The 23,655-nt window shown below is 68.1% G+C and carries 24 protein-coding genes and 1 pseudogene; 13 read left to right on the forward strand and 12 right to left on the reverse strand.

The features are described from left to right. Window positions 1-2: 2 nt before the first annotated feature. From R5H32_RS13195 to gatC, 3 genes are read right to left on the reverse strand one after another with little or no spacing between them, the layout of a single operon-like run. A complete protein-coding gene (locus tag R5H32_RS13195; RefSeq protein WP_318339151.1) occupies window positions 3-848 on the reverse strand; it encodes a hypothetical protein in 846 nt (281 codons plus the stop codon). A gap of 32 nt (window positions 849-880) precedes the next feature. After that, a complete protein-coding gene (gene gatA, locus R5H32_RS13200) occupies window positions 881-2,368 on the reverse strand; it encodes an Asp-tRNA(Asn)/Glu-tRNA(Gln) amidotransferase subunit GatA (RefSeq protein WP_318339152.1) in 1,488 nt (495 codons plus the stop codon). Then, on the reverse strand, window positions 2,365-2,652 hold the full coding sequence (gene gatC / locus R5H32_RS13205; RefSeq protein WP_263336555.1) for an Asp-tRNA(Asn)/Glu-tRNA(Gln) amidotransferase subunit GatC: 288 nt from the start codon (window positions 2,650-2,652) through the stop codon (window positions 2,365-2,367). The genes gatA and gatC overlap by 4 nt, the downstream gene beginning before the upstream one ends. Before the next feature lie 123 nt (window positions 2,653-2,775). Between gatC and R5H32_RS13210 the strand changes: the two genes are divergently transcribed. Beyond that, window positions 2,776-3,306 (forward strand): prolyl-tRNA synthetase associated domain-containing protein, encoded by a 531-nt coding sequence (locus R5H32_RS13210; protein WP_318339153.1) that lies wholly within the window; start codon window positions 2,776-2,778, stop codon window positions 3,304-3,306. A 134-nt stretch (window positions 3,307-3,440) separates the two neighbouring features. After that, a pseudogene (locus R5H32_RS13215) lies at window positions 3,441-4,133 on the forward strand (metal-dependent hydrolase). 42 nt (window positions 4,134-4,175) lie between these two features. On the opposite strand, the gene R5H32_RS13220 reads toward R5H32_RS13215, so the two are convergent. The 3 genes from R5H32_RS13220 to R5H32_RS13230 form a co-directional block, all read right to left on the reverse strand. Further along, window positions 4,176-4,403: a hypothetical protein gene (locus R5H32_RS13220; RefSeq protein WP_318339154.1), complete on the reverse strand. Its 228-nt coding sequence runs from the start codon at window positions 4,401-4,403 to the stop codon at window positions 4,176-4,178. A gap of 373 nt (window positions 4,404-4,776) precedes the next feature. After that, the gene (locus R5H32_RS13225) at window positions 4,777-5,661 is read right to left on the reverse strand and encodes a sulfotransferase domain-containing protein (protein ID WP_318339155.1); all 885 of its coding nucleotides are present in this window, start codon (window positions 5,659-5,661) and stop codon (window positions 4,777-4,779) included. 57 nt (window positions 5,662-5,718) lie between these two features. Continuing rightward, window positions 5,719-6,174, reverse strand: coding sequence for a nucleoside deaminase (locus tag R5H32_RS13230; RefSeq protein WP_318339156.1), 456 nt, complete (start codon window positions 6,172-6,174; stop codon window positions 5,719-5,721). A 102-nt stretch (window positions 6,175-6,276) separates the two neighbouring features. On the opposite strand from R5H32_RS13230, the gene R5H32_RS13235 reads away from it, so the two are divergent. Beyond that, on the forward strand, window positions 6,277-7,545 hold the full coding sequence (locus R5H32_RS13235) for a pseudouridine synthase (protein WP_318339157.1): 1,269 nt from the start codon (window positions 6,277-6,279) through the stop codon (window positions 7,543-7,545). Window positions 7,546-7,904: 359 nt separating this feature from the next. After that, window positions 7,905-8,846, forward strand: a complete 942-nt coding sequence (locus R5H32_RS13240; protein ID WP_318339158.1) for a DUF2927 domain-containing protein — start codon at window positions 7,905-7,907, stop codon at window positions 8,844-8,846. Window positions 8,847-8,853: 7 nt separating this feature from the next. Here the strand turns inward: R5H32_RS13240 and R5H32_RS13245 are convergent, their stop codons facing one another. Further along, window positions 8,854-9,270: an Hsp20/alpha crystallin family protein gene (locus R5H32_RS13245; RefSeq protein WP_318339159.1), complete on the reverse strand. Its 417-nt coding sequence runs from the start codon at window positions 9,268-9,270 to the stop codon at window positions 8,854-8,856. A gap of 156 nt (window positions 9,271-9,426) precedes the next feature. Here R5H32_RS13245 and dtd point away from each other — a divergent pair, with 156 nt between their 5' ends. Continuing rightward, the gene (dtd, locus tag R5H32_RS13250; RefSeq protein WP_318339160.1) at window positions 9,427-9,864 is read left to right on the forward strand and encodes a D-aminoacyl-tRNA deacylase; all 438 of its coding nucleotides are present in this window, start codon (window positions 9,427-9,429) and stop codon (window positions 9,862-9,864) included. Between the two features lie 10 nt (window positions 9,865-9,874). On the opposite strand, the gene R5H32_RS13255 is transcribed toward dtd, so the two are convergent. From R5H32_RS13255 to R5H32_RS13265, 3 genes are all read right to left on the reverse strand, one after another. Continuing rightward, complete coding sequence (locus R5H32_RS13255) at window positions 9,875-10,798, reverse strand: DMT family transporter (protein ID WP_318339161.1); 924 nt, start codon at window positions 10,796-10,798, stop codon at window positions 9,875-9,877. A gap of 61 nt (window positions 10,799-10,859) precedes the next feature. After that, entirely contained in the window at window positions 10,860-11,657 is a 798-nt protein-coding gene (locus tag R5H32_RS13260) for a crotonase/enoyl-CoA hydratase family protein (protein WP_318339162.1), read from the reverse strand. 104 nt (window positions 11,658-11,761) lie between these two features. Next, window positions 11,762-13,192 (reverse strand): Glu/Leu/Phe/Val dehydrogenase, encoded by a 1,431-nt coding sequence (locus R5H32_RS13265; RefSeq protein WP_318339163.1) that lies wholly within the window; start codon window positions 13,190-13,192, stop codon window positions 11,762-11,764. Between the two features lie 397 nt (window positions 13,193-13,589). On the opposite strand from R5H32_RS13265, the gene R5H32_RS13270 reads away from it, so the two are divergent. The 3 genes from R5H32_RS13270 to R5H32_RS13280 are packed head-to-tail and all read left to right on the forward strand — an operon-like array spanning window position 13,590 to window position 16,695. Then, entirely contained in the window at window positions 13,590-15,416 is a 1,827-nt protein-coding gene (locus R5H32_RS13270) for a pilus assembly protein TadG-related protein (protein WP_318339164.1), read from the forward strand. Then, window positions 15,416-16,012, forward strand: a complete 597-nt coding sequence (locus tag R5H32_RS13275) for a pilus assembly protein (protein ID WP_318339165.1) — start codon at window positions 15,416-15,418, stop codon at window positions 16,010-16,012. The genes R5H32_RS13270 and R5H32_RS13275 overlap by 1 nt, the downstream gene beginning before the upstream one ends. Window positions 16,013-16,017: 5 nt before the next feature. After that, window positions 16,018-16,695 (forward strand): hypothetical protein, encoded by a 678-nt coding sequence (locus tag R5H32_RS13280; protein ID WP_318339166.1) that lies wholly within the window; start codon window positions 16,018-16,020, stop codon window positions 16,693-16,695. Here the strand turns inward: R5H32_RS13280 and R5H32_RS13285 are convergent. Beyond that, window positions 16,687-17,187: a hypothetical protein gene (locus R5H32_RS13285; RefSeq protein ID WP_318339167.1), complete on the reverse strand. Its 501-nt coding sequence runs from the start codon at window positions 17,185-17,187 to the stop codon at window positions 16,687-16,689. The genes R5H32_RS13280 and R5H32_RS13285 overlap by 9 nt on opposite strands. Before the next feature lie 121 nt (window positions 17,188-17,308). On the opposite strand from R5H32_RS13285, the gene R5H32_RS13290 reads away from it, so the two are divergent. Further along, a complete protein-coding gene (locus R5H32_RS13290; protein ID WP_318339168.1) occupies window positions 17,309-18,220 on the forward strand; it encodes a pirin family protein in 912 nt (303 codons plus the stop codon). 69 nt (window positions 18,221-18,289) lie between these two features. Here R5H32_RS13290 and R5H32_RS13295 read toward each other — a convergent pair whose 3' ends face one another. Then, complete coding sequence (locus R5H32_RS13295) at window positions 18,290-18,877, reverse strand: TetR/AcrR family transcriptional regulator (protein WP_318339169.1); 588 nt, start codon at window positions 18,875-18,877, stop codon at window positions 18,290-18,292. Window positions 18,878-18,985: 108 nt separating this feature from the next. Here R5H32_RS13295 and R5H32_RS13300 point away from each other — a divergent pair, with 108 nt between their 5' ends. The 4 genes from R5H32_RS13300 (at window position 18,986) to recJ (ending at window position 23,585) form a co-directional block, all read left to right on the forward strand. Continuing rightward, complete coding sequence (locus R5H32_RS13300; protein ID WP_318339170.1) at window positions 18,986-19,237, forward strand: hypothetical protein; 252 nt, start codon at window positions 18,986-18,988, stop codon at window positions 19,235-19,237. A 128-nt stretch (window positions 19,238-19,365) separates the two neighbouring features. Then, entirely contained in the window at window positions 19,366-20,652 is a 1,287-nt protein-coding gene (locus R5H32_RS13305) for a homoserine dehydrogenase (RefSeq protein ID WP_318339171.1), read from the forward strand. Between the two features lie 96 nt (window positions 20,653-20,748). Beyond that, window positions 20,749-21,714: a class II fructose-bisphosphatase gene (gene glpX / locus R5H32_RS13310; RefSeq protein WP_318339172.1), complete on the forward strand. Its 966-nt coding sequence runs from the start codon at window positions 20,749-20,751 to the stop codon at window positions 21,712-21,714. A gap of 128 nt (window positions 21,715-21,842) precedes the next feature. Beyond that, window positions 21,843-23,585, forward strand: coding sequence for a single-stranded-DNA-specific exonuclease RecJ (gene recJ / locus R5H32_RS13315; RefSeq protein WP_318339173.1), 1,743 nt, complete (start codon window positions 21,843-21,845; stop codon window positions 23,583-23,585). Window positions 23,586-23,655 lie beyond the last annotated feature (70 nt).

Below are 23,655 nucleotides of genomic sequence, written 5' to 3' on the forward strand. Positions count from 1 at the left end.
CCTCAGCCGCGCACCTTCTGGAACGGGGTCGGATCCCAGAAACAGGCGAAGCCGTCGCCGTCGGGATCGAGGTTCTTCGAGTCGCGCTGCGGACCACCGGCCTTCAGGAAGGCTTTCTGCGCATCTTCGGGCGTCGCATAGCGGGCGCAGGCGCGCTCGTGGTTGGCGAGCGCCACGCCCGAGCGCTTGTAGATCGATTCGCCCAGCCGGTTCGGCGCGCTGAGCGCGTATTCGATGATGTTCGGGCCCGATCCACCCTCTCGCTGGGGCAGTTCGGTCGGCTGAATCTGCTCGTATTGCGCGCGGTTCGCGGCCATTCGCTCCTTGTCCGACTCGATCGTCTCGCGCGACGAGACCGCGCTGAACTCCTGCTCGTCGGAGATGCCGGTATGGTTGGCCGGCGCGGCGGGGACGACCGCCGCCGGGGCCGTCGCCTGCGGATAGACGGGTGCGGCGACCTGCGGATAGGTCGTCTGCGGATAAGCGGTCTGAGGGTACGCGGTTTGCGGATAGGTCGTCTGCGGATAGGTGGTTTGCGGATACGCCGCCTGCGGATACGCGGTTTGCGTATTCGCCAGAGCGGCCGCGCCGGTGACACCCGCCTGCGCGAGCTCCGCCGCGGTCGGCGCACCGGTGCCGGTGGTCATGGGCTGCGGATAGGTCGTCATCGGGGATTGCGCGGTGTTGATCGGCATCTGCCCCGGCACCTGGGCCTGAACTTCGGCCATGCGCCTGTTCTGATAGTCGCTGTAGCTCTCGAATCCGACGCCGCCGGTCTGGTTGGCCGGTCCCGAGGGTTGGCAGGCCGCCACGAAGAGCAGCGTCAGGCTAGGCACAATTTTACGCATCGCGAATTTCCAATTCCCCTTCGGAGCGCGCCTTACCACCATTTCGACGGCTTGGAAACAAATCCCGCCGCGCGCTCCAGCACATAGGCGTGATTTAGCAGATCACCCTCTTCCCACGGCCGGCCGATGAGCTGGAGCCCGAGCGGCAGGCCCTGCCGGTCAAGCCCCGTCGGCACCGCGACGCCCGGCAGGCCGGCGAGGTTCACGGTGACGGTGAAGACGTCGTTGAGATACATCGCGACCGGATCGGCATCGGCCATCTCGCCGAGCCCGAAGGCCGCCGAGGGTGTCGCCGGCGTCAGGATCGCGTCGATGCCGTCGGCGAAGACGGTCTCGAAATCGCGCTTGATCAGCGCGCGGACCTTGCGGGCTCGGTTGTAATAGGCGTCGTAGAAGCCGGCCGAGAGCACATAGGTGCCGATCATCACCCGGCGCTGGACCTCGTGGCCGAAGCCCTCGGCGCGGGTCTTCTCGTACATCTCGGTGATGCCGTCGCCCTGCGCAAGCTTGGCGCGGTGGCCGTAGCGGACGCCGTCATAGCGCGCGAGGTTCGACGAGGCCTCGGCGGGCGCCACGACATAATAGGCCGGCAGCGCGTATTTCGTATGCGGAAGCGAGATGTCGACGATCTCGGCACCGGCATCGCGGAGCATCTCGGCCCCCTTGTGCCAGAGCGCCTCGATCTCCTCGGGCATGCCATCCATGCGGTATTCACGCGGGATACCGATCTTCTTGCCGCGGATGTCGCCGGTGAGCATGGCCTCGAAATCCGGCACGGCGAGATCGGCGCTGGTCGAATCCTTGGGGTCATGACCGCACATCGCCTGCAGCATGATCGCCGCGTCGCGCACGTCCTTGGTCATCGGCCCGGCCTGGTCCAGTGAGGAGGCGAAGGCGACGATGCCCCAGCGAGAGCAACGACCATAGGTCGGCTTGATCCCGGTGATGCCGGTGAAGGCCGCGGGCTGGCGGATCGAGCCACCGGTATCGGTGCCGGTGGCACCAAGGCAGAGATCGGCCGCGACCGCCGCCGCAGAGCCGCCCGAGGACCCGCCGGGCGTCAGCGCCGTATCGTCATTGCCACGCCGCCAGGGGTTGACCGCATTGCCGTAGCAGGAGGTCTCGTTCGACGAGCCCATCGCGAACTCGTCCATGTTGAGCTTGCCGAGCATGACGGCACCCGCGTCCGCGAGCTGTTGGCTGACGGTGGATTCGTACTCGGGACGGAAGTTCTGAAGGATGTTCGAGGCCGCCTGCGAGGGCACGCCTTTAGTGCAGAAAAGATCCTTGATCCCGACCGGGATGCCACACATCGCCGGCGCGTCGCCCGCCTTGATCCGCTGGTCCGCCGCCGCCGCACGCTCCCGCGCGATCTCGGGCGTCTTGTGGACGAAGGCGTTGAGCGCCCCGGCCCCCTCGATCGCGGCGACGCAGGCCTCGGTCAGCTCGGCCGAGGTCACCTCGCCCTTGCGCAGCGCATCCCGCGCGGCCGCGATGGTCAGTCTGTTCAGTTCGCTCATTCCACCACCTTCGGCACTGCGAAGAAACCCTCGCGCGCGTCGGGCGCGTTCGAGAGGATCTTTTCGGGCATGTTCCCGTCCGTCACCACGTCCTTGCGGCGCTTGAGCCGCATCGGCGTGACCGAGGTCATCGGCTCGACGCCCTCGACATCGACTTCGTTGAGCTGCTCCATGAAGGCCAGAACAGCGGAGAGTTCGCCCGCCAGCGCCGGCAGGTCCTCTTCCTTCACGGCGATGCGCGCCAGATGCGCGACCTTGCGGGCGGTATCGGTGTCGATCGACATGGGTGCCCCCTTGAAAAACGTCCCGCACCGTTTAGCCGTGCCGCGCCGGGGCCGCAAGCCGGACCGGGCATTGCGGGGGGCCGCGCGCGCCCCTATTGTCCGCCCGCCAGCGAAAGGTACGACATGGACGCCTCCTCCGCCTATCAGGACAGCCTGCCCCTCAGCTCCGACGCGCTTCTCGCCGAGCTCGACGCCTGGGGTCTGCCCTACCGGCTCTTCACCCATGCCCCGCTCCGGACGGTCGAGGATTCCAAGGCCGCGGAACATCTCTTCGTCCAGCCGGGCGAAAAGGCGCTCCGGATCAAGAACCTCTATCTCCGCGACAAGAAGAAACGGAACCACCTCGTGACGCTGGAGCAGAGCCGCGAGATCGACCTCAAGGCGCTCGGCGTCGCGCTCGGCGCGGGCAACCTCTCCTTCGGCTCCGAGGAACGGCTCTTCGAGCATCTCGGCATCAGGCCGGGCGCGGTCAGCCCGCTCGCGATGGTCAACGGCGTGAAGACCGGCGTGAGCTTCCACCTCGACCCCGCCGCCCGCGAGGCGGAGGTGATCTACATGCACCCGCTCGTCAACGACCGCACCGTCGCGATGTCGCGAGACGACCTCTTCGCCTTCCTCGAGCGGATCGGCTGCCCGGTGACCTGGCTGGCGTGACGCCCGGCCGGAGACCCCGAATTTTCGCCGAAAATTCGCCCTCCCGGCCCGGCCGCCGCGCCGGACGGAACGGTTGTCTCACCGCCACCGACGCTCTAGCCTTACCCAAGCGCGCCAGCACAAGGGAGGGTTCCATGCAGATCACCTGGCTCGGCCATTCCGGCTTTCGCATCGAGATCGAGGGCGCGGTGCTGCTCGTCGACCCCTGGGTCACCGGCAATCCGTCATTCCCCGAAAAGCGCCGCGCCGAAGCGGTCGCAGGGGCGACCCATATTCTCCTGACCCACGGCCACGGCGACCACGCCTCGAATGCCGTCGCGATCGCGAAGGACGCCGGCATCCCTGTCGCCTGCATTCACGAGCTCTCGGTCGTGCTCGGTGCCGAGGGCGTCGAGGCGCTCGGCTTCGGCAAGGGCGGCACTGTGGATCTCGGCGGGGCGAAGGTTACGATGGTAAACGCCTGCCATTCATCAAGCATCGACTTCGCCGGCGGCCTGCCGCAGCCCGCAGGCTCGGAGGCCGGCTTCATGATCGCCGGCGAGGGCCATGTGATCTATGTCTCGGGCGATACCGACGTGATGGCGGACATGGGCTGGATGGGGGAGTACCACAAGCCCGACATCGGCATCCTCTGCGCCGGCGGCCATTACACGATGGACATGAAGGCCGCGGCCTAGGCTGCGAAGAAGTTCTTCGCCTTCAAGACCGTTATTCCCTGCCATTACAAGACGTTCCCCATCCTTGCTCAGTCGGCGGACGAGCTGAAGGCCGGGCTGTCCGGGGTCGAGGTGATCGAGCCCGAAGTGCTGGTCCCGATCACGCTCTGATCCCGCGCAAGAGGCCGGGCGCGGCACCCCGCACCCGGCCCTTCAAGGCAGGAACTTCCAGTACTCCGGGCTCTTGTCCAGAGGGTCTAGCCCGATGTCACGGCGGAGCCAGCCTGACAGATCGTCCGCGGAGCGCCGCCGCGACGGCCTGAGCCGCGCCGCGAGCACGCCCAGGAGCGCCGCCGCGACGCGGGCCGGGCCGTGCCGGGAGATCAGATCCTCCAGCGCGGCGGCGGGAGGGCGGGGGTCGAGATGCAGTTCGACGTTCATGTGTTCACACGACCGGCTGCCCATGGCCGCCGGTTCCTCAATGGTTGGGTTTGAATGCGAATCCGCTCGGCGGGGTGCAGTCGTCCCGCGAAAGGGACCACTTGGGCGCGTCAGGATTGGTGGAAATGACCGGGCGGTCGCCCGGCGGCGAGGACGTCAGCAGTGGCCGTGATAGGCCGGGTACCACGTTGCTGCGGTCTCAAGGGTCCACGCACCTCGACGGAGCATCGCAAGATCATGGAATGTCATCCTACGCCTCCTTCTTCTGGTGTCTGGACGCGCGCACCATACACCGAATCCGGCGGATACAAAGCGCAGAATTGTACCTGGTTCCGAAGGCGATTGTATGTGTCTGCCCCGACACGATCGCGCATCACGCGGCCGCCGCGCCCCATTCCAGCCAGCGCACGTCTTCTTCAGGCAGCAGTTCGCGGATGCGCCGGTCATAGCGGGCGACCTCCTCCCCGGTGAGGTGCTTCTCCCACTTCTTGCTGGTCCCGCTTTCGAAGAAACTCGCGGCATTGTCGAGGACCGAGTTCTCCTCCTGCACCGCCTCCCGCGCATTGGCCTTCATGGTCTCGAACCGCGCGCCCTCGACGATCTCGTCGACGAGGCTTTCGGGATGGTCGTAGCCGAGGATCCGCTGGATGCGCTCGACCTGCCCCTTCAGGTCGCGCGTGAGATCGGCGTAGTGCAGCAGATGCAGGTTCGGCAGATGCGCCCAGCGCCGGAACGAGTCGTAGTGGTAGGCGATGGAATCGAGCGTCATGTCGTCGTTGCCGCCGTCCTTCGAACGGTCCTCCAGATACATCCGGAATCCCTCGGAAATATCGTCGGGGAAACGGTCGTTCATCAGGTCGACATTCATCGAGAGCGCAAAGCGGCGCATCGAAAAATGCACATCAAGCGGGTGGCGGTAGACCGCGAAATAGGTGCAACCGGGATCGTAGGTGATCCCGTCGAGCGGCGTGTGCGACTTGATGCAGCGCCGGTGGGTTTGGCCGGCGAGTACCGCGGCGCGGGCATCGACGTCGCGAAAGCCGCAATCGACCCAGAGCGAGATCTGGTCGACAAGCTTGTCCATGCCCGGTCGGCCGTGGATCAGCATCAGCACGATCGCCTGCACCCAGGTCGTGCCGCATTTCGGCGGCGTCACCACGAGCGCGTCGCCGGACCTGAGCGCGAACCGGCCCCAGATCGTCGAATCGGTGATCCGGCCCCGGTAGATCCTCGAGCGTTCCGGCAAGGTCTCGGTCATGGTCCCCTCCCCGCTTGCGCAAAGGCTAGACCGATCGCGCCGCCGGACCAAGCCTTGTCAGCCGCGCCGCCCGGCGAAGAACGCCTGCAGGAGCCGCGCCGCCGGTTCCGCGCCGATCCCGTCATAGACCTCCGGGACATGGTGGCACTGCGGATGGGCGTAGACCCGCGCGCCATAGGCGACGCCGCCGGACTTCGGATCCTCCGCCCCGTAGTAGAGCCGGCCGATGCGGGCAAACGAGATCGCGGCGGCGCACATCGGGCAGGGTTCGAGCGTGACGTAAAGGTCGTGCCCCGGCAGCCGCTCCGACCCGGCAGCGGCGCAGGCGGCGCGGAGCGCCAGCACCTCGGCATGGGCGGTCGGATCGTTCAGCTCGCGGGTGCGGTTTCCGGCCGCGGCGACGATCCGTCCATCGGGCGCGACGATCACCGCGCCCACCGGCACCTCGCCGCGCGCCGCCGCATCCCGCGCCTCGGCGAGCGCGGCCTCCATATGGCTGCGAAATCCGCTCATGGCCCCCGTGATGCCCTGCCCCGGCGGCGCACGCAAGCGCTTCCCCCGGGGCGCGAATGGGTTTAGAGGGGGCGCTTCAGACCAGATTGAGGGCTCCGCGCCATGACCGACGACACCGCACAGGGCGAGCGTATCGCCAAGGTAATGGCCCGCGCGGGCGTGGCCTCGCGCCGCGATGCCGAGAAGATGATCCTCGACGGCCGGGTGACGGTGAACGGCAAGCCGGTGAAAAGCCCCGCGCTCGACGTCCTGCCCTCCGACAAGGTGACGCTCGACGGCAAGCCGATCGACGAACCGCAGCCGGCGCGGCTCTGGCTCTACTACAAGCCCGTCGGCCTCGTGACCTCGGCCAAGGACGAGAAGGGCCGCCAGACGGTCTTCGACACCATGCCCGAGGGGATGCCGCGGGTGATGAGCATCGGCCGGCTCGACCTCAATTCCGAGGGGCTGCTCCTCCTGACCAACGACGGCGAGCTGAAACGGCAGCTGGAACTGCCCTCCACCGGATGGCTCAGGAAATACCGGGTGCGGGTGAACGGCCGCCCGAACGAGGCGACCTTCGATCCGCTGCGCCGGGGCGTGACCATCGACGGCGAGGACTTCCTGCCGATGGACATCACGCTCGACAAGCAGCAGGGCGCGAATGCCTGGCTTACGGTGGGCCTGCGCGAGGGCAAGAACCGCGAGATCCGCCGCGCGATGACCGAGGTCGGGCTGACCGTGAACCGGCTGATCCGGGTCAGCTACGGCCCGTTCCGGCTGAACAAGATGAAGCTCGGCGATGTCGTCGAGGTGAAAAGCCGCGTGCTGCGCGAGCAGCTCGGCGGTCTCGCGGACGGCGGCGACGGCGCTGCGGAAGCGGGACGTGACGGCGGCGAACGGCGCGGCCCGAAGCGCCCGGCGGCTGGAGCAGACCGCCCCCGCAAACCGCGCAGCGGCGGCGACCGGCCCGAGCGCTCCGGCGACCGCCCCTACAAGCCCCGCACCCCGCGCGGCGAGGGCGACCGGCCCGAGCGCAGCTCCGGCGACCGCCCCTACAAGCCCCGCGCCCCGCGCGGCGAGGGCGACCGGCCCGAGCGAAGCTCCGGCGACCGCCCCCACAAGCCCCGTACCCCGCGTGGCGAGGGCGACCGGCCCGAACGCTCCGGCGACCGTCCCTACAAGCCGCGCGCCCCGCGCGGCGACGGCGACCGGCCCGAGCGCAGCTCCGGCGACCGCCCCTACAAGCCCCGCGCCCCGCGTGGCGACGGCGACCGGCCCGAACGCTCCGGCGACCGCCCCTACAAGCCCCGCGCCCCGCGCGGCGAGGGCGACCGTGGGCCGCGGCCGGGTGGCGCTGCGCGGCGCGGGCCGAAGCCCGGCCGGAAGTAAGCCCGGCCCCGGCGCGCCGGCCTTGCCGGCGCGTGAACCGCAAATTCCGGCACTGCCGGCAGTCGCGGTGGCGACCGGGGCTTGGCCCGCGCGCCGCGCCATGCCAGTGTTGCGCGCATGGTGTGGGGAACGGACACGCGAATCCGGACAGGGTTCAGGATGGCGCGTCTGGCGCCCTCGATCCGGCAACACGGCGACCGGAAAAGGGAGAGATGATGGGCGAAAGGCGTGCCGGCGGACCGCGTCCCGATCTGGATCGCGATGGCAACCGACCTCCTGCTTGTACCCGGCCAGAACGCCTTGCGCGCCCGGCATCAGCGCCCGCCCGCATCCGACCGGCACGGAGCGTTTGACCGAAGATGCGCCCTGCCCTCCTGTCGCGCCTCGTCTTGCTGCCCGCGCTCGTCGCGGCACTCGCGGCCTGCGACCCCGCCGCGCGGGCACCCGGCGCCGCGAGCGGGCCTGGCACGCCCAAGCCGGTCGCCGCGCGGCCCTCGGCTGAAACCCTCGCCGCGCGCGATTATTACGGCCGGGTCGAGGCAAACTACCTGGCCCAGGACCTCTTGAGGATCGACGGCGGCGAAACCGACGCGCCGTTCGGGCCGGACGACCTCGCCGAGAACTTCATGCGCATCGCCTTCTACGACGAGTTCACCGAAGAGGGTGGCCGGCTCGTCGCGCAGTCACGCGAGAATCGGCTTCACCGCTGGGACACGCCACTGCGGCTCAACGTGGAGTTCGGCGCCTCCGTGCCTCTCGACCAGCGCGAAACCGACCGGGCGGCGATCACAAGCTATCTCGAGCGGCTGTCGCGACTGACCGGGATCCCGATGCGCGTCACCGCCTGGCGTCCCAACCATACCGTGATGATCCTCAACACCGACGAACGCGGAGCCGTGGCGCCCCGGATCGCCGAGCTTGCGCCCGGCACATCCGAGGCCGCGCTCCGGTCGGTCACCGCGATGGCACCCGAGACCTATTGCACCGTCTTCGCCTTCACCTCGGGCACCAGCGCGACCTACAGCGACGCCATCAGCGTGATCCGCGGCGAACTGCCGGAGCGGCTGCGGCTCTCCTGCATCCACGAGGAACTGGCGCAGAGCCTCGGCCTCGTCGCCGACTACCCGCGCGCGCGGCCGTCGATCTTCAACGACAACGAGGAATTTGCCACCCTGACCCGGCAGGACGAGCTGATGCTGAAGATGCTCTACGACCGGCGGCTGAGACCGGGCATGACGCTCGCGGAGGCGCGGCCGATCGTCGAGATCATCGCCGCCGAACTCATGCCCGGAGAGAGCTGAACCGGCGTCAGCCGCGCCCGATCGGCACCTTGCGGGCCTTGGTCACCTCGGGCGCGGCGCGCTCCACGGTCAGCATCAGCACGCCGTCCTTGAGCGCGGCACTGACCTTGCCGGGATCGGCGTCGGCCGGCAGCCGGAACGAGCGGCTGAAGGAGCCGTATTGGCGCTCGCTGAAATACCAGGTCTCGCCCTTCTCCTCGCGGCTCTCCTTCTTCTCGCCCTTCACCGTGACCATGCCGTCGTCGATGCTGATGTCGATGTCCTTCTCCTCGACGCCGGGGAGCTCCACCGCGATGCGGTAGACCTTGCCGTCCGAGGACGCCTCGGCGGCAGGGGCCAGCCATTCGGAAAGCCGCGTCCCGAAATGCCGGAACGGCTCGTAGAACGACGGCCAGAACGTGCTTGCAGGGGTTTTCTCGACCATGACGACTCTCCAGTGCTGTCAAACCGGTCCGATCTTGAACCCGCCCTGCCACGCCGGCCCTGACGCGCGTCAATCGGCGCGGCCCCGCCCGGTTGCGCCAGCTTGTCACCCGGGTTATGCCGCGTGACGCCCCCATACGAGCCGAGGAGCCCTCCGATGCGCGCACTTGTCCAACGGGTCAGCGAGGCCCGCGTCACCGTCGGGGGCCGCGTCACTGGCGAGATCGGCGCCGGCCTGATGATCCTCGTCTGCGCGATGCAGGGCGACGGCGAGGCCGAGGCCGACCAGCTTGCCGCCAAGATCGCCAAGCTCCGCATCTTCAAGGACGAGGCGGGCAAGATGAACCGCTCGCTCGTCGACACCGGCGGCGCGGCCCTTGTCGTCAGCCAGTTCACGCTCGCCGCCGACACCTCGCGCGGCAACCGGCCCGGCTTTTCGACCGCCGCCCCGCCGGACGAGGGCGAGCGGCTCTACCGCTACTTCTCCGACCGGCTCCGCGCCGAGGGCATCACGGTCGCGAACGGCGAGTTCGGCGCCGATATGGACGTGCATCTCGTCAACCAGGGCCCGGTGACGATCTGGCTCGAAACCTGAGCCCGGGCGTTCATCCCTGCGGCGTCATCGCCTTGCGCTGGCGCGCGCGCTCGAGCCCGAGCCGGTGTTCGCGCCAGATGATCAGGATCCCGGCGGTGACCACGAGCGCCGCGCCCGCGAGCACGGTGCGCGTCGGCACCTCGTCGAAGACCACGTAGCCGACGCCGAGTGCCAGGAGCATCGAGGCATATTCGAACGGTGCTACGACCGAGGCATCGGCATAGCGGTAGGAGGAGGTCAGAAGTACCTGGCCGAGCCCGCCGAGGATTCCGGCAAGGACGAGCATCGCGGCGCTCGCGGGATCGGGCCAGACCCAGCCGAAGGGCAAGGTGACCAGCGACAGGAATGTTGCGTTGAGCGAGAAGTAGAAAACGATCGCCGCGGTGCGCTCCACCTGCACGAGGCGGCGCACGAAGACCTGCGCGAGCGCGGCGAAGACCGCGCCGACGAAGACCACGATCGCGCCCAGCGCCTCGGTGCTGCCGATCTCGCCCGCGCCGAGCGCGGTCAGCCGCGGCGACAGGATCACCAGCACGCCGGCCATGCCGAGCGCCACCGTCGCGATCCGGAAGGCGCGCACCTCCTCGCCGAGGAACATTGCCGCGAAGACCACGGTCAGGAGCGGCGCCGCGTAGCCGATCGCCGTCACCTCGGGCAACGGCAGAAGCCCGAGTCCGGCGAAGCCGAAGCCCATCGCCGCCGCGCCGACGAGGCCGCGCCAGAAATGGCCGAGCGGGTTCTTCGTCGCGAGTCCCGCGCGCAGGTCACGACGCGCGAAGAGCCAGATCAGGATAACCGGCATCGCGCAGGCCGAGCGGAAGAATACCGCCTCGCCCGGCGGCACGACATGGGACGTGGCCTTGATGAGGCTCGCCATGCCGACGAAAACCGTGACCGAACAGAGTTTCAGCGTGATGCCGCGCAAAGGTGTCATGGCCACCCCCTTCTCCGGCGCCAGAAAGACCGGGCGCGCGGGCGAGCGCAAGCCGAAACCGTCAGTCGGGCCGGACCCGTGCGGCGGTCTTGTCGGCGAAGGCCTCGAGCCGGCCGCGTGCTTCTGCTTGCGTGTTGACCACTCCCGCGACCACGGCCTCGGCATAGGCGGCGTCGAGCGCGGACATGTTCTGCATGTGGCTGATCGCCGAACAGATCGCGAAGTTCGACAGCGGCGGGTTCTGCGCCGCCGCCCGCGCGAGGTCGTAGGCCTTGGCCTCGCTGTCCTCGACGAGGTACTGGCACATTCCGACCGAAACCGCCTCCTCGCCCCGGTAGACCCGGCCGGTCAGCATCATGTCGATCATCCGCGCCTTGCCGACGAGGTCGGCCACGCGGATCGTCGCGCCGCCGCCGGTGAAGAGCCCCCGCTGCCCTTCCGGCAGAGCGAAATAGGTCGAGGCGTCCGCGACCCGGACATGCGCGGCCGAAGCGAGCTCCAGCCCGCCGCCCACGACCGCGCCCTTCAGCGCGGCGATGATCGGCACGCCGGAATACTCCATCTTGTTGAAGGCCTCGTGCCAGCGGAGGCACACATGCATGAAATCGGCCGCCGTCCGCTCGGCATGGAGATGCTCGACGAGATCGAGACCGGCGCAGAAATGCGGCCCCTCGGCCCTCAGCACCACGGCCCGTACTCCCGCGCGCGGCAACGCCGAGAACAGCGTCACCAGTTCCTCGATCGTCGCCGCGTCGAGCGCGTTGCGCTTGGCCGGGCGGTTCAGCGTTACGTTGGCGATGCCCGCCTCATCCGTGGTGACGGCGAGATTGGCGAGCGGCAGGTCGTCGATCCGGGTCATGGCATCCCTCGCGTCTGGTGGCGGGGCGACGATGCCAGAGCCGGCGACCGAAGGCCACCGGCCGAGGTCACGGCACTCCGTGACGCGGCGTCACGCGCGGGCGGTCAGAGCCCCTTGGAGCGGTAGCTCTTCGCCACCCGGTCGATTGCGACGATATAGGCCGCCATGCGCATGTCGGTGACGTCGTTGCGGCTGTGCCAGGTGTGGCTGATCGACTGGTAGGCGGCGCGCATCGTGTCGTCGAGGCCCGACCTCACCAGTTCCAGTTCCCCGGCGCCTTTCAGGTACTGCTGCTTGAAGCCCGGCGACAGCGTCCAGCCGAGCCCCTTGTCGTTCGAGAGCCGCTCCAGCTCGTCGATCAGGAGTTGGTGGCGCGCCTCTTCCTGGCGCCGCTGCATCCTGCCGAAGCGGATGTGGCTGAGGTTCTTGACCCATTCGAAATAGGACACCGTCACACCGCCGGCATTGGCATACATGTCGGGAATGATGAGCGTGCCCTTGCCGCGCAGGATCTCGTCGGCGCCGGCGGTGACGGGGCCGTTCGCGGCCTCGATGATCAAGGGCGCCTTGATGTTGCCGGCGTTGCCGAGATGGATCACGCCCTCCATCGCCGCCGGGACGAGGATGTCGCAGTCCTCTTCAAGGAGTTTCGCGCCGTCCTCGACATACGATCCTTCCGGGCAGCCCTTGACACCGCCGGTCTCGACCAGCCAGTCGCGCACCGCCTGCACGTTCATGCCCTCGGAATTGAAGAGCCCGCCGTCGCGCTCGATGATCCCGGTGATCCGGGCGCCGTCCTCCATCGAGAGGAAGAGCGCGGCGTGGTAGCCAACGTTGCCGAGGCCCTGGACGATGACCCGCTTGCCGTCAAGCTTGCCGTCGAGCTTCGCGGCCTTCATGTCGTCGGGATGGCGGAAGAACTCGCGCAAGGCGTATTGCACGCCGCGCCCCGTCGCCTCGACCCGACCCTGGATGCCGCCGGCGTTCAGCGGCTTGCCGGTTACGCAGGCCGCGCCGTTGATGTCGGTGGTGTTCATCCGCTTGTACTGGTCGACGATCCAGGCCATCTCGCGCTCGCCGGTGCCCATGTCGGGGGCGGGCACGTTCTGGGCCGGGTTGATCAGGTCGCGCTTGATCAGCTCGTAGGCGAAGCGCCGGGTGATGAGCTCCATCTCGTGCTCGTCATACTGGCGCGGGTCGATGCAGAGCCCGCCCTTCGAGCCGCCGAACGGCGTCTCGACCAGCGCGCATTTGTAGGTCATCAGCGCCGCGAGCGCCTCGACCTCGTCCTGGTTCACCGAAGTCGCGAAGCGGATGCCGCCCTTCACGGGCTCCATATGCTCGGAATGGACGGAGCGGTAGCCGGTGAAGGTGTGGATCGCGCCCCTGAGGCGAACACCGAACCGCACCGTGTAGGTCGAGTTGCAGACCCGGATCTTCTCCTCGAGTCCGGGCGAGAGATCCATCACCGCGACGGCGCGGTTGAACATCAGATCCACGGACTGGCGGAAGCTCGGTTCCCCGTTGAAGGCCATTTTTTCCTCCCTGGCTGGCCACCGGCCATTACCGGCCGGATGCGTGCCGCGGCATTGCTTCTTCCGGAATGTCCGGCGCCGTCGGTCACACTACGGCGCCTTGGTTACCAGAGCGCAAAGGAAACACAACCCGCGACGCTTCAGGCAGGAATCCGGCGAACCCGGCCGCCCTGCGGGGGTCCGGAGGGCCAAAAAGCGCGCCCCTTTCGGCAATGATCCGCGCAAAAGGGCACGATGCCGTACCGAATCGAGGCCAATCGGGCTATGCCGCGCTCATCGCCATATTTTCACCCCATACCAGTCCGCAGAATTGCTCCCGCGCAGGGGGACCCTGCGCAAGCGTGCGTGAACACTTCGATGACTCGTCCATGGAGAAGGCGTGGAAAGGGTAAAGAGGATGTCACAGTTTCGGAAAGCCTCCTGCGGCGCCCACGCTTTGCGGGCGTCGCTCCGCAGCCTTCATGTCAGGCTGGATCGCTTCCGGCGTGCGGAAGACGGCTCTCTTGTGATCTTCGGCCTCTTTACCTTCGTGATGATGCTTGTTCTCGCCGGTGTCGCGTTCGACCTGATGCGGTTCGAGGAGCGGCGCACGGTTCTCCAGAACACCGTCGACAGCGCCGCACTCGCCGCGGCCGACACCCGGCAGACGCGGCCCCCCGAAGATGTGGTGAGGGACCATTTCGTCAAGGCCGGGCTGACACCGCCGACGCACAGGGACATCGTCGTCACGCGGGGCGCCGACGACGTGCTCCAGAAGATCGAGATCCGCGCGGCGGAAACGATGGACACATGGTTCGCGGAGCTTGCCGGCGTGTCGACGCTGAAAACCCCGGCCTCGTCGAGGGTCGAGAAGGCCATCGACGAAATGGAAATCTCCCTCGTGCTCGACGTCTCGGGTTCGATGAACAGCGACGGTCGGCTGGTCCACCTAAAGGACGCGGCGAAAGCCTTCGTCGAGCAGATCTTCGACTCCGTGGAGCCTGGCAAGGTCTCCATATCGATCGTTCCCTACGCGACCCAGGTCGCGATGTCCGACGAGCTGGCGAGCTATTTCAACATGACGGTCGAGCACGGTATCTCGAACTGCATCGAGTTCAGCGACGTGGTGGGCGCCTTCAGCAAGACCGAGAGCGACTTCACGACCACGGCCATCGCTTTTGGCTTCGGCCCGGACGACCGCCGGTACCAGCGCAACGGCCATTTCGATCCGTTCAGGCTGGCGGCCCCGCCCGAGATGACCAACTGCCCGACCGGGGCCAACCGCCAGATCCTGCCATTTTCGGGCGACGAGGCGGCGCTCGTGAGTTTCATCAACGGTCTCGAGGCCGAGGGCAACACCTCGATCGACATCGGCATGAAATGGGGCGCGGCGCTCCTCGATCCGTCGATGCGGGGCGTCGTCGAGGGCATGGTCGGGACGGGCGAGCTGCCGATCGACTTTGCTGGCCGCCCGTTTGATTTCGGCAGCCCTCAAGGGCGTAACGGCGCCGAGGCACTGAAGGTGATTGTGCTGATGACGGATGGCACAAATTCCACCGAATACCGCTTGCGCAACAACGACGACGGCGACCCGTACTACGATGAGGGGATGAGCCCGCTGTGGCGCAATGCCGCCTACACGACGGATCCGGGCGACGAGCTGGGCGACGATGCCAAGGAGCAGTATTCGCTCTTCGATCCGCAAAGCGGCAAGTTCTACGTCTTCGCCCTGCAGGCCTGGCGTGACACCCCCTGGGGCGATGCCAGCTATGACGCGGATGTCTGCACCGGGGCAGGCGAGACCGAGACCTGCGGCATGTCGCAGGCGAACGACGCCGGGTTTGACGGCACCCATCCGATGGCCCAGCAAATGACCTGGCCGGAGGTTTGGGCGTCGATGTCGATGTTCTACTTCTCGGACGAGATCATCTACGGCGCCTACGAGGACCAGGAACTGCGCAACCGGTGGCGCCCCGACGCGGAGGATCCGGTCGCGAACACATCCGTCGCGAACACCTCCACCGCAAGCACGAAGGACATGCGGACCCTCGCCGTCTGCGATGCCGCCAAGGATCCGGGCCGCGACATCCGCATCTTCTCGATCGCGTTCGAGGCGCCGTCAGAGGCCCAGAAACTGCTCTCCGCCTGCCAGAACTCCGGCTTCTACGCGGTCAACGGCAAGGACATCTCGGATGCCTTCGCCGGCGTCGCGGGCGCGATCACCAAGCTGAGGCTGACCCACTGATGGCGGCCCCGACCGATACCCTGCGCGCCTGGCTTCGGCGCAAGATCCGCGAGGAGGATGGCTCGACGGCGACGATCCCGTTCGTCATCTTCCTGCCGTTCTTCATCATGCTGATGATGTCCTCGCTGGAGATCGGCGTGATGATGACGCGCCACATGATGCTCGAACGCGCTCTCGACCTCACCGTGCGCGACTTGCGGCTGGGGACCTGGGCACAGCCGAGGGACGGCTTCGCCAACGAAGATTCAAGCCGGCAGGTGTCGCACGCCGCGTTCCGCCGCGCCGTCTGCCGGCACACCGTGCTGCTCCCGAACTGCGAGACGTCCCTCCTGGTCGAGCTGCGCCCGGTCAGCACAGAGACCTGGGCACAGCTGGAAACGGGGCCAACCTGCGCCAGCCGGTCCAGCGACATCGTGATTCCGCCCTCCTACTCGCCGGGTGCCGGCACCGAGATGATGCTGATCCGGGCCTGCGCGAAATTCGACCCCGTCTTTCCGGCATCCGGGATCGGCATCCGGCTGCCCACGGACGAGTCCGGAGCCTACTCGCTGGTCTCGGTGACCGCCTTTGTCAACGAACCGGACAAGGGAGGCTGAGACCCATGTCCCTGCTCTCACGCCTCAGGCTTCGCGGCCAGGAATTCGCCACCGACACCCGGGGCTCGGTGCCGATCGAAGGGCTGATCGCCAGCGTCTGGCTGATCTGGTGGTTCGTCGCCTCGATCCAGTTCTTCGACGCCTTCCGCCAGAAGAACCTCAATCTCAAGGCCGCCTACACGATCGCCGACATGGTCTCGCGGGTGCAGCAGGACGACGCCGTTGACGCCGCCTATATCGAGGGGCTGAACAGGCTCTTCGACTACATGACCGTATCGCCCGAACCGACCTGGGTGCGGCTCTCGAGCGTGATCTGGGACGACAAGGACGAGCGTTACGAAATCGCCTGGTCCCACGCCTCCGGCAAGACCCCGGCGCAGACGACCGGGTCGATCCAGCCACAGGTGACCCGGATTCCGGTGATGCCCCAGGGCGAGGCCGTGATCATCGTCGAAACCGGCATGGCCTATGAGCCGATCTTCGATGTCGGGCTCGCCTCGCAATGGCTCACGACCTTCGTTCCGACCTCGCCGCGTTTCACGTCCTGCGTGAAATACGATCCCGACGACGGCACGACGGTTCCGGCCTGCGTTTACGACGGCGACAGGATGATGGAACTGAATGGCGACGGCAACGACGACGGCACCCGGGATCCGTCGATCGATTCGGACGTGTCAGGCTGACGTCTGCCCGCCGGAACCCTGCACGAGCAACGCATCTATCCTGTCGGCCATGTACCGTCCCTCGGCGCCCGAGATCACGCCGCCGATCCCGACCCGCCGCCCCGAACGCCACCAGAGGCCCGGCGCCCAGACACGCGGCTGCGGCGCGCTCAGGTGCAGCAGGAATCCGTTCGACGGCTTGAAGGCGAAGATCCCGCGCTCGACCTTGAGGATGTCCGCGAGTCGGACGACCTCGCGCCCGGCGGTGTCGCGGATCCCCGCGGCGGTGAGCAAAAGCCCCTGTCCGGTGGCTCGGTACAGCCGCACGCAGAGTACGAGCACCGCCATCCCGAGCACGGCAACGAAGAGCTGCAGCGGCACCGAGTCGGGCGGACGCAGGAACGCGAGCAGCACCAGGAGCGTGCCGAGCGCGGCGAGAACGCCCGTCGCGAAGGCGCGCCGCGCCGCCGAGGGCGTGATTCTGGCGAGGATTTCGTCCTGAACGTCTTTCATTCCGTGCCCCCTGGCGCTCCTGTGCACAGCGGCACAGGTCCTGTGATGCCCCGCGGCGGAGAAGCCCTCCGCCCCGCGGGTTTTTGCCCTATATTACGGCAAAGCCCCAGGAGGAACCCAAATGTCGATCCGCCCCGTCCTTGAAGCCCGTTCTGCCCGGCCGACGCTCGAAGGCGCCGGCGTGCGGCTCCACCGCGCCTTCGGCTTTCAGGATCCGACCGAGCTAGACCCGTTCCTGCTCTTCGACGATTTCCGCAACGAGCGGCCGGAGGATTACCTGAAAGGATTTCCCTGGCACCCGCACCGCGGCATCGAGACGATCACCTATGTGCTCGCAGGGACCGTCGAGCACGGCGACAGCCTCGGCAATGCCGGCCGGCTCGGTGCGGGCGATGTGCAGTGGATGACCGCGGGATCGGGGATCCTGCACCAGGAAATGCCGCTCGGAAACGCGAAGGGACAGATGCACGGTTTTCAGCTCTGGGCCAACCTGCCCTCTCGGCTCAAGATGACGGCACCGCGCTACCAGGACGTGAAGGCCGCCGACATCCCCGAGGTGATCGAAGACGACGGCACGCGGGTGCGGGTGATCGTCGGCGCGTTCTGGGGCCAAACCGGCCCGGTCGACGGCATCGCGGCCGACCCGCAATACCTTGACGTCTTCGTCCCCGCGGGGGTGAGAAAGACTTTCAAGATCGACACCTATCGCCGCGCATTCGCTTATGTTTTCGACGGTGACGGGCGGTTTTCCGAGGCGAGCCTGCCCGAGGGCGTGCTGCTCGAGAAGGAGGTGGCGGGAAAGGAGGTCCATATCCGCGACCTGTCGGGCGACCGCACGCTGGTGCGCTTCGGCACCGGCGAGGAGGTGACGGTGCAGGCCGGCGACCGGGGCATCCGCTTTCTCCTGATCTCCGGCGCCCCGCTCGAGGAGCCAGTGGCCTGGCACGGGCCGATCGTGATGAACACGAAGGCCGAACTCATGCAGGCGATGGCCGATCTGCGGAACGGGACCTTTATCCGCCCCGCCGGGTGAGGCGGGGCGACCCCGGGGGGGGGGCGTCTGCCCCCCGAGGATATTCCGGGCAAGATGTGAAGGTGACGGTCAGGCGGCGACGGATTTGCGGACCATGTCCCAGTAGATGGCGCCGACCCGGTCACGGCTCAGGCGCCCGCCCTCGCGGTACCAGGTGTTGACCCCGGTCAGCATCGCGATGATCGCGAGCGTGGCGAGCTTTGTGTCGGGCGCTGCGAAGATGCCCGCCGCCTGGCCCTCGTCGAGGATCTCCTCGAGCCGGTTCTCGTAATCGCGCCGCAGCGCCTCGATCGCGGCGAAGTTCGCCGGCCCGAGATTGCGCAGCTCCATGTAGGACAGGAACACCGCGTCCGGCCGATCGAGGTTGAACCGTATATGGAAGCGCACGAAGGCCTCGAGCCGCTCTCGCGGCGATTTCCCCTGCGGCTCGGCCTCCCAGGCGGCGATCAGCTCGTCCATGTGCTCCTTCAGGAGATCGAAGAGCAGGGTCTCCTTGTCCGGCGTGTAAAGGTAGAGCGCGCCCGCCTGGACCCCGACCTCGGCGGCGATCTGGCGCATCGAGACGGCGGCGAATCCGTGCCGGGCGAAGAGCTTCAGCGCCGCCGCCCGGATGCGGGGGCCGGTGATTTCGGAATGGGAGCCGGTCTTGCGTGCCATGGCGGCAGAGTATCTGAACGCACGTTCAATACAATCCCCGGCGGTGGCCGCTTGCAGGCGGCGCGGCGACCGGACTACTCTGCCGCCCGCCTGCCGGAGACCTTGACGATGCGCGCCGCCCTCCTCTTTCCTGTCCTGACCTGTGCGGCCTTGGCTGCCTGCGCCCGCTTTCCCGAGGTCGAGGCCGCCGCGAACCCGGCGGTCGGCGACGCCCCCTATCCAGAGTTCCTGCAGCTCGAAACCTTCGATTCCATTACGCCGCCCACGCCCGAGGCCGATCCGACGCCCGATCTCGAATCCGAAGCGGAGGCGCTGAAGGCGCGGGCCGAGGCACTGCGCGAGTTCGATCCGGACGCCTGAGCGACGCCGGAGCGTGGCCGCCGCGCCCTCGTCCGGCGCCATTTCGCGCGGGTGCGTTGCAAGGCGGCGCCGGACAGGATAAGAGCCGCGCGACTTGCCCGCGCGGTCCAATCACCACGGAGAACCTCATGTCCACCCCCCTGCGTCTCGGCATCGCCGGCCTCGGCACGGTGGGCATTGGCACCGTCAAGATCGTCCAGCACCATGCCGGCCTGCTCGCGCGCCGCGCCGGGCGCGAGATCGTGGTTACCGCCGTGTCCGCGCGCAACCGCTCCAAGAACCGTGACGCCGACATCTCCGGCTATGAGTGGGAGGACGATCCGGTCGCCCTCGCCCGGCGCGACGACGTCGATGTCTTCGTCGAGCTGATGGGCGGCTCGAACGGACCGGCGCTTGCCGCGACCAAGGCCGCGATCGAGACCGGCAAGGACGTCGTGACCGCCAATAAGGCGATGCTCGCGATCCACGGCCAGAAGCTCGCGCTCGCGGCCGAGGAGCACGGCCGCGTGATCCGCTTCGAGGCCGCCGTCGCGGGCGGCATCCCGGTCGTCAAGGCGCTGACCGAGGGGCTCGCGGGCAACGAGATCCGCCGGGTGATGGGTGTGATGAACGGCACCTGCAACTACATCCTGACCCGGATGGAGAGCGCCGGACTTCCCTACGCCGAGGTCTTCGAGGAGGCGCGCCAGCTCGGGTACCTGGAGGCCGACCCCAATCTCGACGTGGGCGGGATCGACGCAGGTCACAAGCTGAGCCTGCTGGCCGCCATCGCCTTCGGCACCAAGGTCGCCTTCGACGCGGTGGAACTGGAAGGGATCGGCCGGATCTCGATCGACGACATCCGCCGCGCAGGCGACATGGGCTACAAGATCAAGCTTCTCGGCGTCGCGCAGATGACCGGACGCGGGCTCGAACAGCGGATGTCGCCCTGCCTCGTCCCGGCCGAAAGCCCGCTTGGCCAGCTCCAGGGCGGCACCAACATGGTCGTCCTCGAGGGCGACAGCGTCGGCCAGATCGTGCTGAGGGGTGCGGGCGCCGGCGAAGGCCCGACAGCCTCGGCGGTGATGTCGGACGTGATCGAGATCGCCCGCGGGGCGCGGATCTCGACCTTCGGCCAACCCGCGGCGACGCTCGCCGATCCGGTGCCCGCCAAGGCCACGGCCCCGGCGCCGCATTACCTGCGGATGGCGCTCTCGGACAAGCCCGGCGCGCTCGCCAAGGTGGCGACGGTGCTCGGCGAGGAGGGAATCTCGATCGACCGGATGCGGCAGTACCACCATGCCGACTCCACCGCGCCGGTGCTGATCGTCACCCACAAGACGACGCGCGACGCGATCGACCACGCGCTGAAGCGGTTGCCGGCAACCGGCGTCGTCAGCGGCGAGCCGGTGGCGATCCGGATAGAAACCGTCTGACCGGTACCGTCGGTGGGCCGTGCAGCGGCCCTTCGCCCTTGCCCCAAAGGGGCGTGACCGGCTAGATGCAGAGAAACCGACCTTAAGGGACAGACCATGGCCGACGCCCAGGAATTCCACGACCGCATGCTCTCGCTGGGCCTCGCCCGCGTTTCCGAAGCCGCCGCCCACGCCTCCGCGCGCCTGATCGGCCGCGGCGACGAGAAGGCCGCCGACCAGGCCGCGGTGAACGCGATGCGCGACCAGCTCAACCTCCTCGACATCAAGGGCACCGTGGTGATCGGCGAGGGCGAGCGCGACGAGGCGCCGATGCTCTATATCGGCGAGGAAGTGGGTACCGGGAACGGGCCGGAAGTCGACATCGCGCTCGATCCCCTCGAAGGCACGACGCTGACCGCCAAGGACATGCCGAACGCGCTGACCGTCATCGCGATGGCGCCGCGCGGCACGCTGCTGCACGCGCCCGACGTCTACATGGACAAGCTCGCCGTCGGCCCGGGCCTGCCGAAGAACGTCGTCTCGCTCGAGATGAGCCCGACCGAGCGGGTCGTCGAGCTTGCCAAGGCGAAGAAGTGCAAGCCCACCGACATCACGGTCTGCATCCTCGAACGGCCGCGCCATGCCGACATGGTGGCCGAGATCCGCGCCACCGGCGCGGCGATCCGGCTTATCACCGACGGCGACGTCGCGGGCGTTATCCACTGCGCTGAGTCGGAACTGACCGGTATCGACATGTACATGGGCTCGGGTGGGGCACCCGAGGGTGTGCTGGCGGCCTCGGCGCTGAAATGCATGGGCGGGCAGATCTGGGGAAGGCTTCTCTTCCGCAACGACGACGAGCGCGGCCGTGCGGCCAAGGCCGGGATCACCGACCTGAACCGCGTCTATGCGCGCGACGAGATGGTGCAGGCCGACGTGATCTTCGCGGCGACCGGCGTGACCAACGGCTCGATCGTGCAAGGTGTGAAGCGTGAGCCGCATTTCATCCAGACCGAGACGATCCTTATGCGTTCGAAGACCGGATCGGTGCGGCGGATGATCTACCGCAACCCGATCCGCTGACGACGGGGGGCCTGCCCGTCGTCCATTGGGTCTCGAACCAATGGCGCCCCAATGGACGACCCCCGGGGTATTGCGGGCAAGATGAAGGGCGGGCGGGTCTTTCGGCCGGTTTCCGCGTCAGGAGGCACATGACCGCATATCTCGGGGTTGAGTCTTCCGCGACCGGCCGGCGCTGGACCGGCCCGTCGGTCGAGGCCGACCGGCTCGCCGAGGCGATGACGCAGGAGACCGGGTTGCCGGCGGCGCTTGCCCGCGTGCTGGTGGCGCGCGGAGTGGTACCGAAGGAGGCCGGGCGTTTTCTCGAGCCGCAGCTGCGCGACCTCCTGCCCGATCCGCGCGGGCTGAAGGACATGGAACCCGCCGCCCGGCGTTTCCTGCAGGCGGTCAGGGACCGCGAGCGGATCGCGGTCTTTGCCGATTACGATGTCGATGGCGGATCGTCGGCGGCGCTCCTCCTCACCTGGCTCCGCGCAATGGGCCGGGACGCCACGCTCTACATCCCCGACCGGATCGACGAGGGCTACGGCCCGAACGAACCGGCTATGGCCGCACTCGCGCGCGATCACGGCCTCATCCTCTGCGTCGATTGCGGAACCTTGTCCCACGGACCGATCGCGGCGGCGGCAGGGTCCGACGTGGTGGTGCTCGACCACCATCTCGGCGCCGAGACGCTGCCGCCCGCGCTTGCCGTGGTGAACCCCAACCGGCAGGACGAAGACGGATCGCTCGGCCATCTCTGCGCCGCCTCGGTCGTGTTCCTGATGCTGGTGGAGGCGAACCGGCTCCTGCGCGAAGAGGGTGCCAAGGGCCCAGACCTGATGGCGATGCTCGACCTCGTGGCGCTGGCCACCGTGGCCGACGTGGCGCCGCTTGTCGGCGTCAACCGGGCGCTGGTGCGGCAAGGGCTGAAGGTTATGGCCCGGCGCGAGCGGATCGGGCTCCGCGCGCTCGCCGACGTGGCGCGGATGGACCGCGCGCCGACGCCCTATCACCTCGGCTTCCTGCTCGGCCCCCGCGTCAATGCCGGCGGACGGATCGGTGCCGCCGATCTCGGCGCGCGGCTCTTGGCGACCGAGGATCCGCATGAGGCACAGGCACTTGCCGAACGGCTCGATGCCTTGAACACCGAACGCCGCGAGATCGAGAACCGGGTCCGCGACGCCGCCCTCGCCCAGGCCGAGGCGCGCGGCCTTGACGGGCCGCTGGTCTGGGCCGCCGGCGACGGCTGGCATCCCGGCGTCGTCGGCATCGTCGCGGCGCGGCTCAAGGAGGCGACAAACCGCCCCGCCGTGGTCATCGGCTTCGACGGCGACGAGGGCAAGGGCTCGGGCCGCTCGGTCGAGGGGGTCGATCTCGGCGCCGCGATCCAGCGGCTCGCGACGGACGGGCTCCTGCTCAAGGGCGGCGGGCATCGCATGGCGGCCGGACTGACCGTCGCCCGCGACCGGCTCGAGGCGGCGATGGAGCGGCTCGGCGGCCTGCTTGCCCGCCAGGGCGCGGACCGCATCGGCCCGCGTGACCTACGGCTCGACGGGCTCCTGATGCCGGGCGCGGTGACCCATTCCCTCATCGAGGAGATCGAGCGCGCCGGCCCCTTCGGCCAGGCCGCCCCGGCGCCGCGCTTCGCCTTTCCCAGCGTGACGATCACCCATACCCGCCGGATCGGCGAGACCCACCTGAGACTGGGCTTCTCGGACGGCCAGTCAACCGCGGTCGAGGCGATCGCCTTCGGTGCCTTCGACAGCGGTCTCGGCCCCATGCTGGAAGGCCACGGCGGGCTCCGTCTGCACCTCGCGGGGCGGCTCGAACTCAACCACTGGCAGGGCCGATCGAAGCCGCAACTGAGGCTCGAAGACGCGGCGCGGAGCTAATCTTCGCGCCCGGTGAAAAAACTGAAAAAAGCCTCTTGCGCGCCCCACGGCACTCGCTTAAACACCGCCC

The sequence above is a fragment of the Defluviimonas sp. D31 genome (genome assembly GCF_033436765.1).
Classification (GTDB): Bacteria; Pseudomonadota; Alphaproteobacteria; order Rhodobacterales; family Rhodobacteraceae; genus Albidovulum.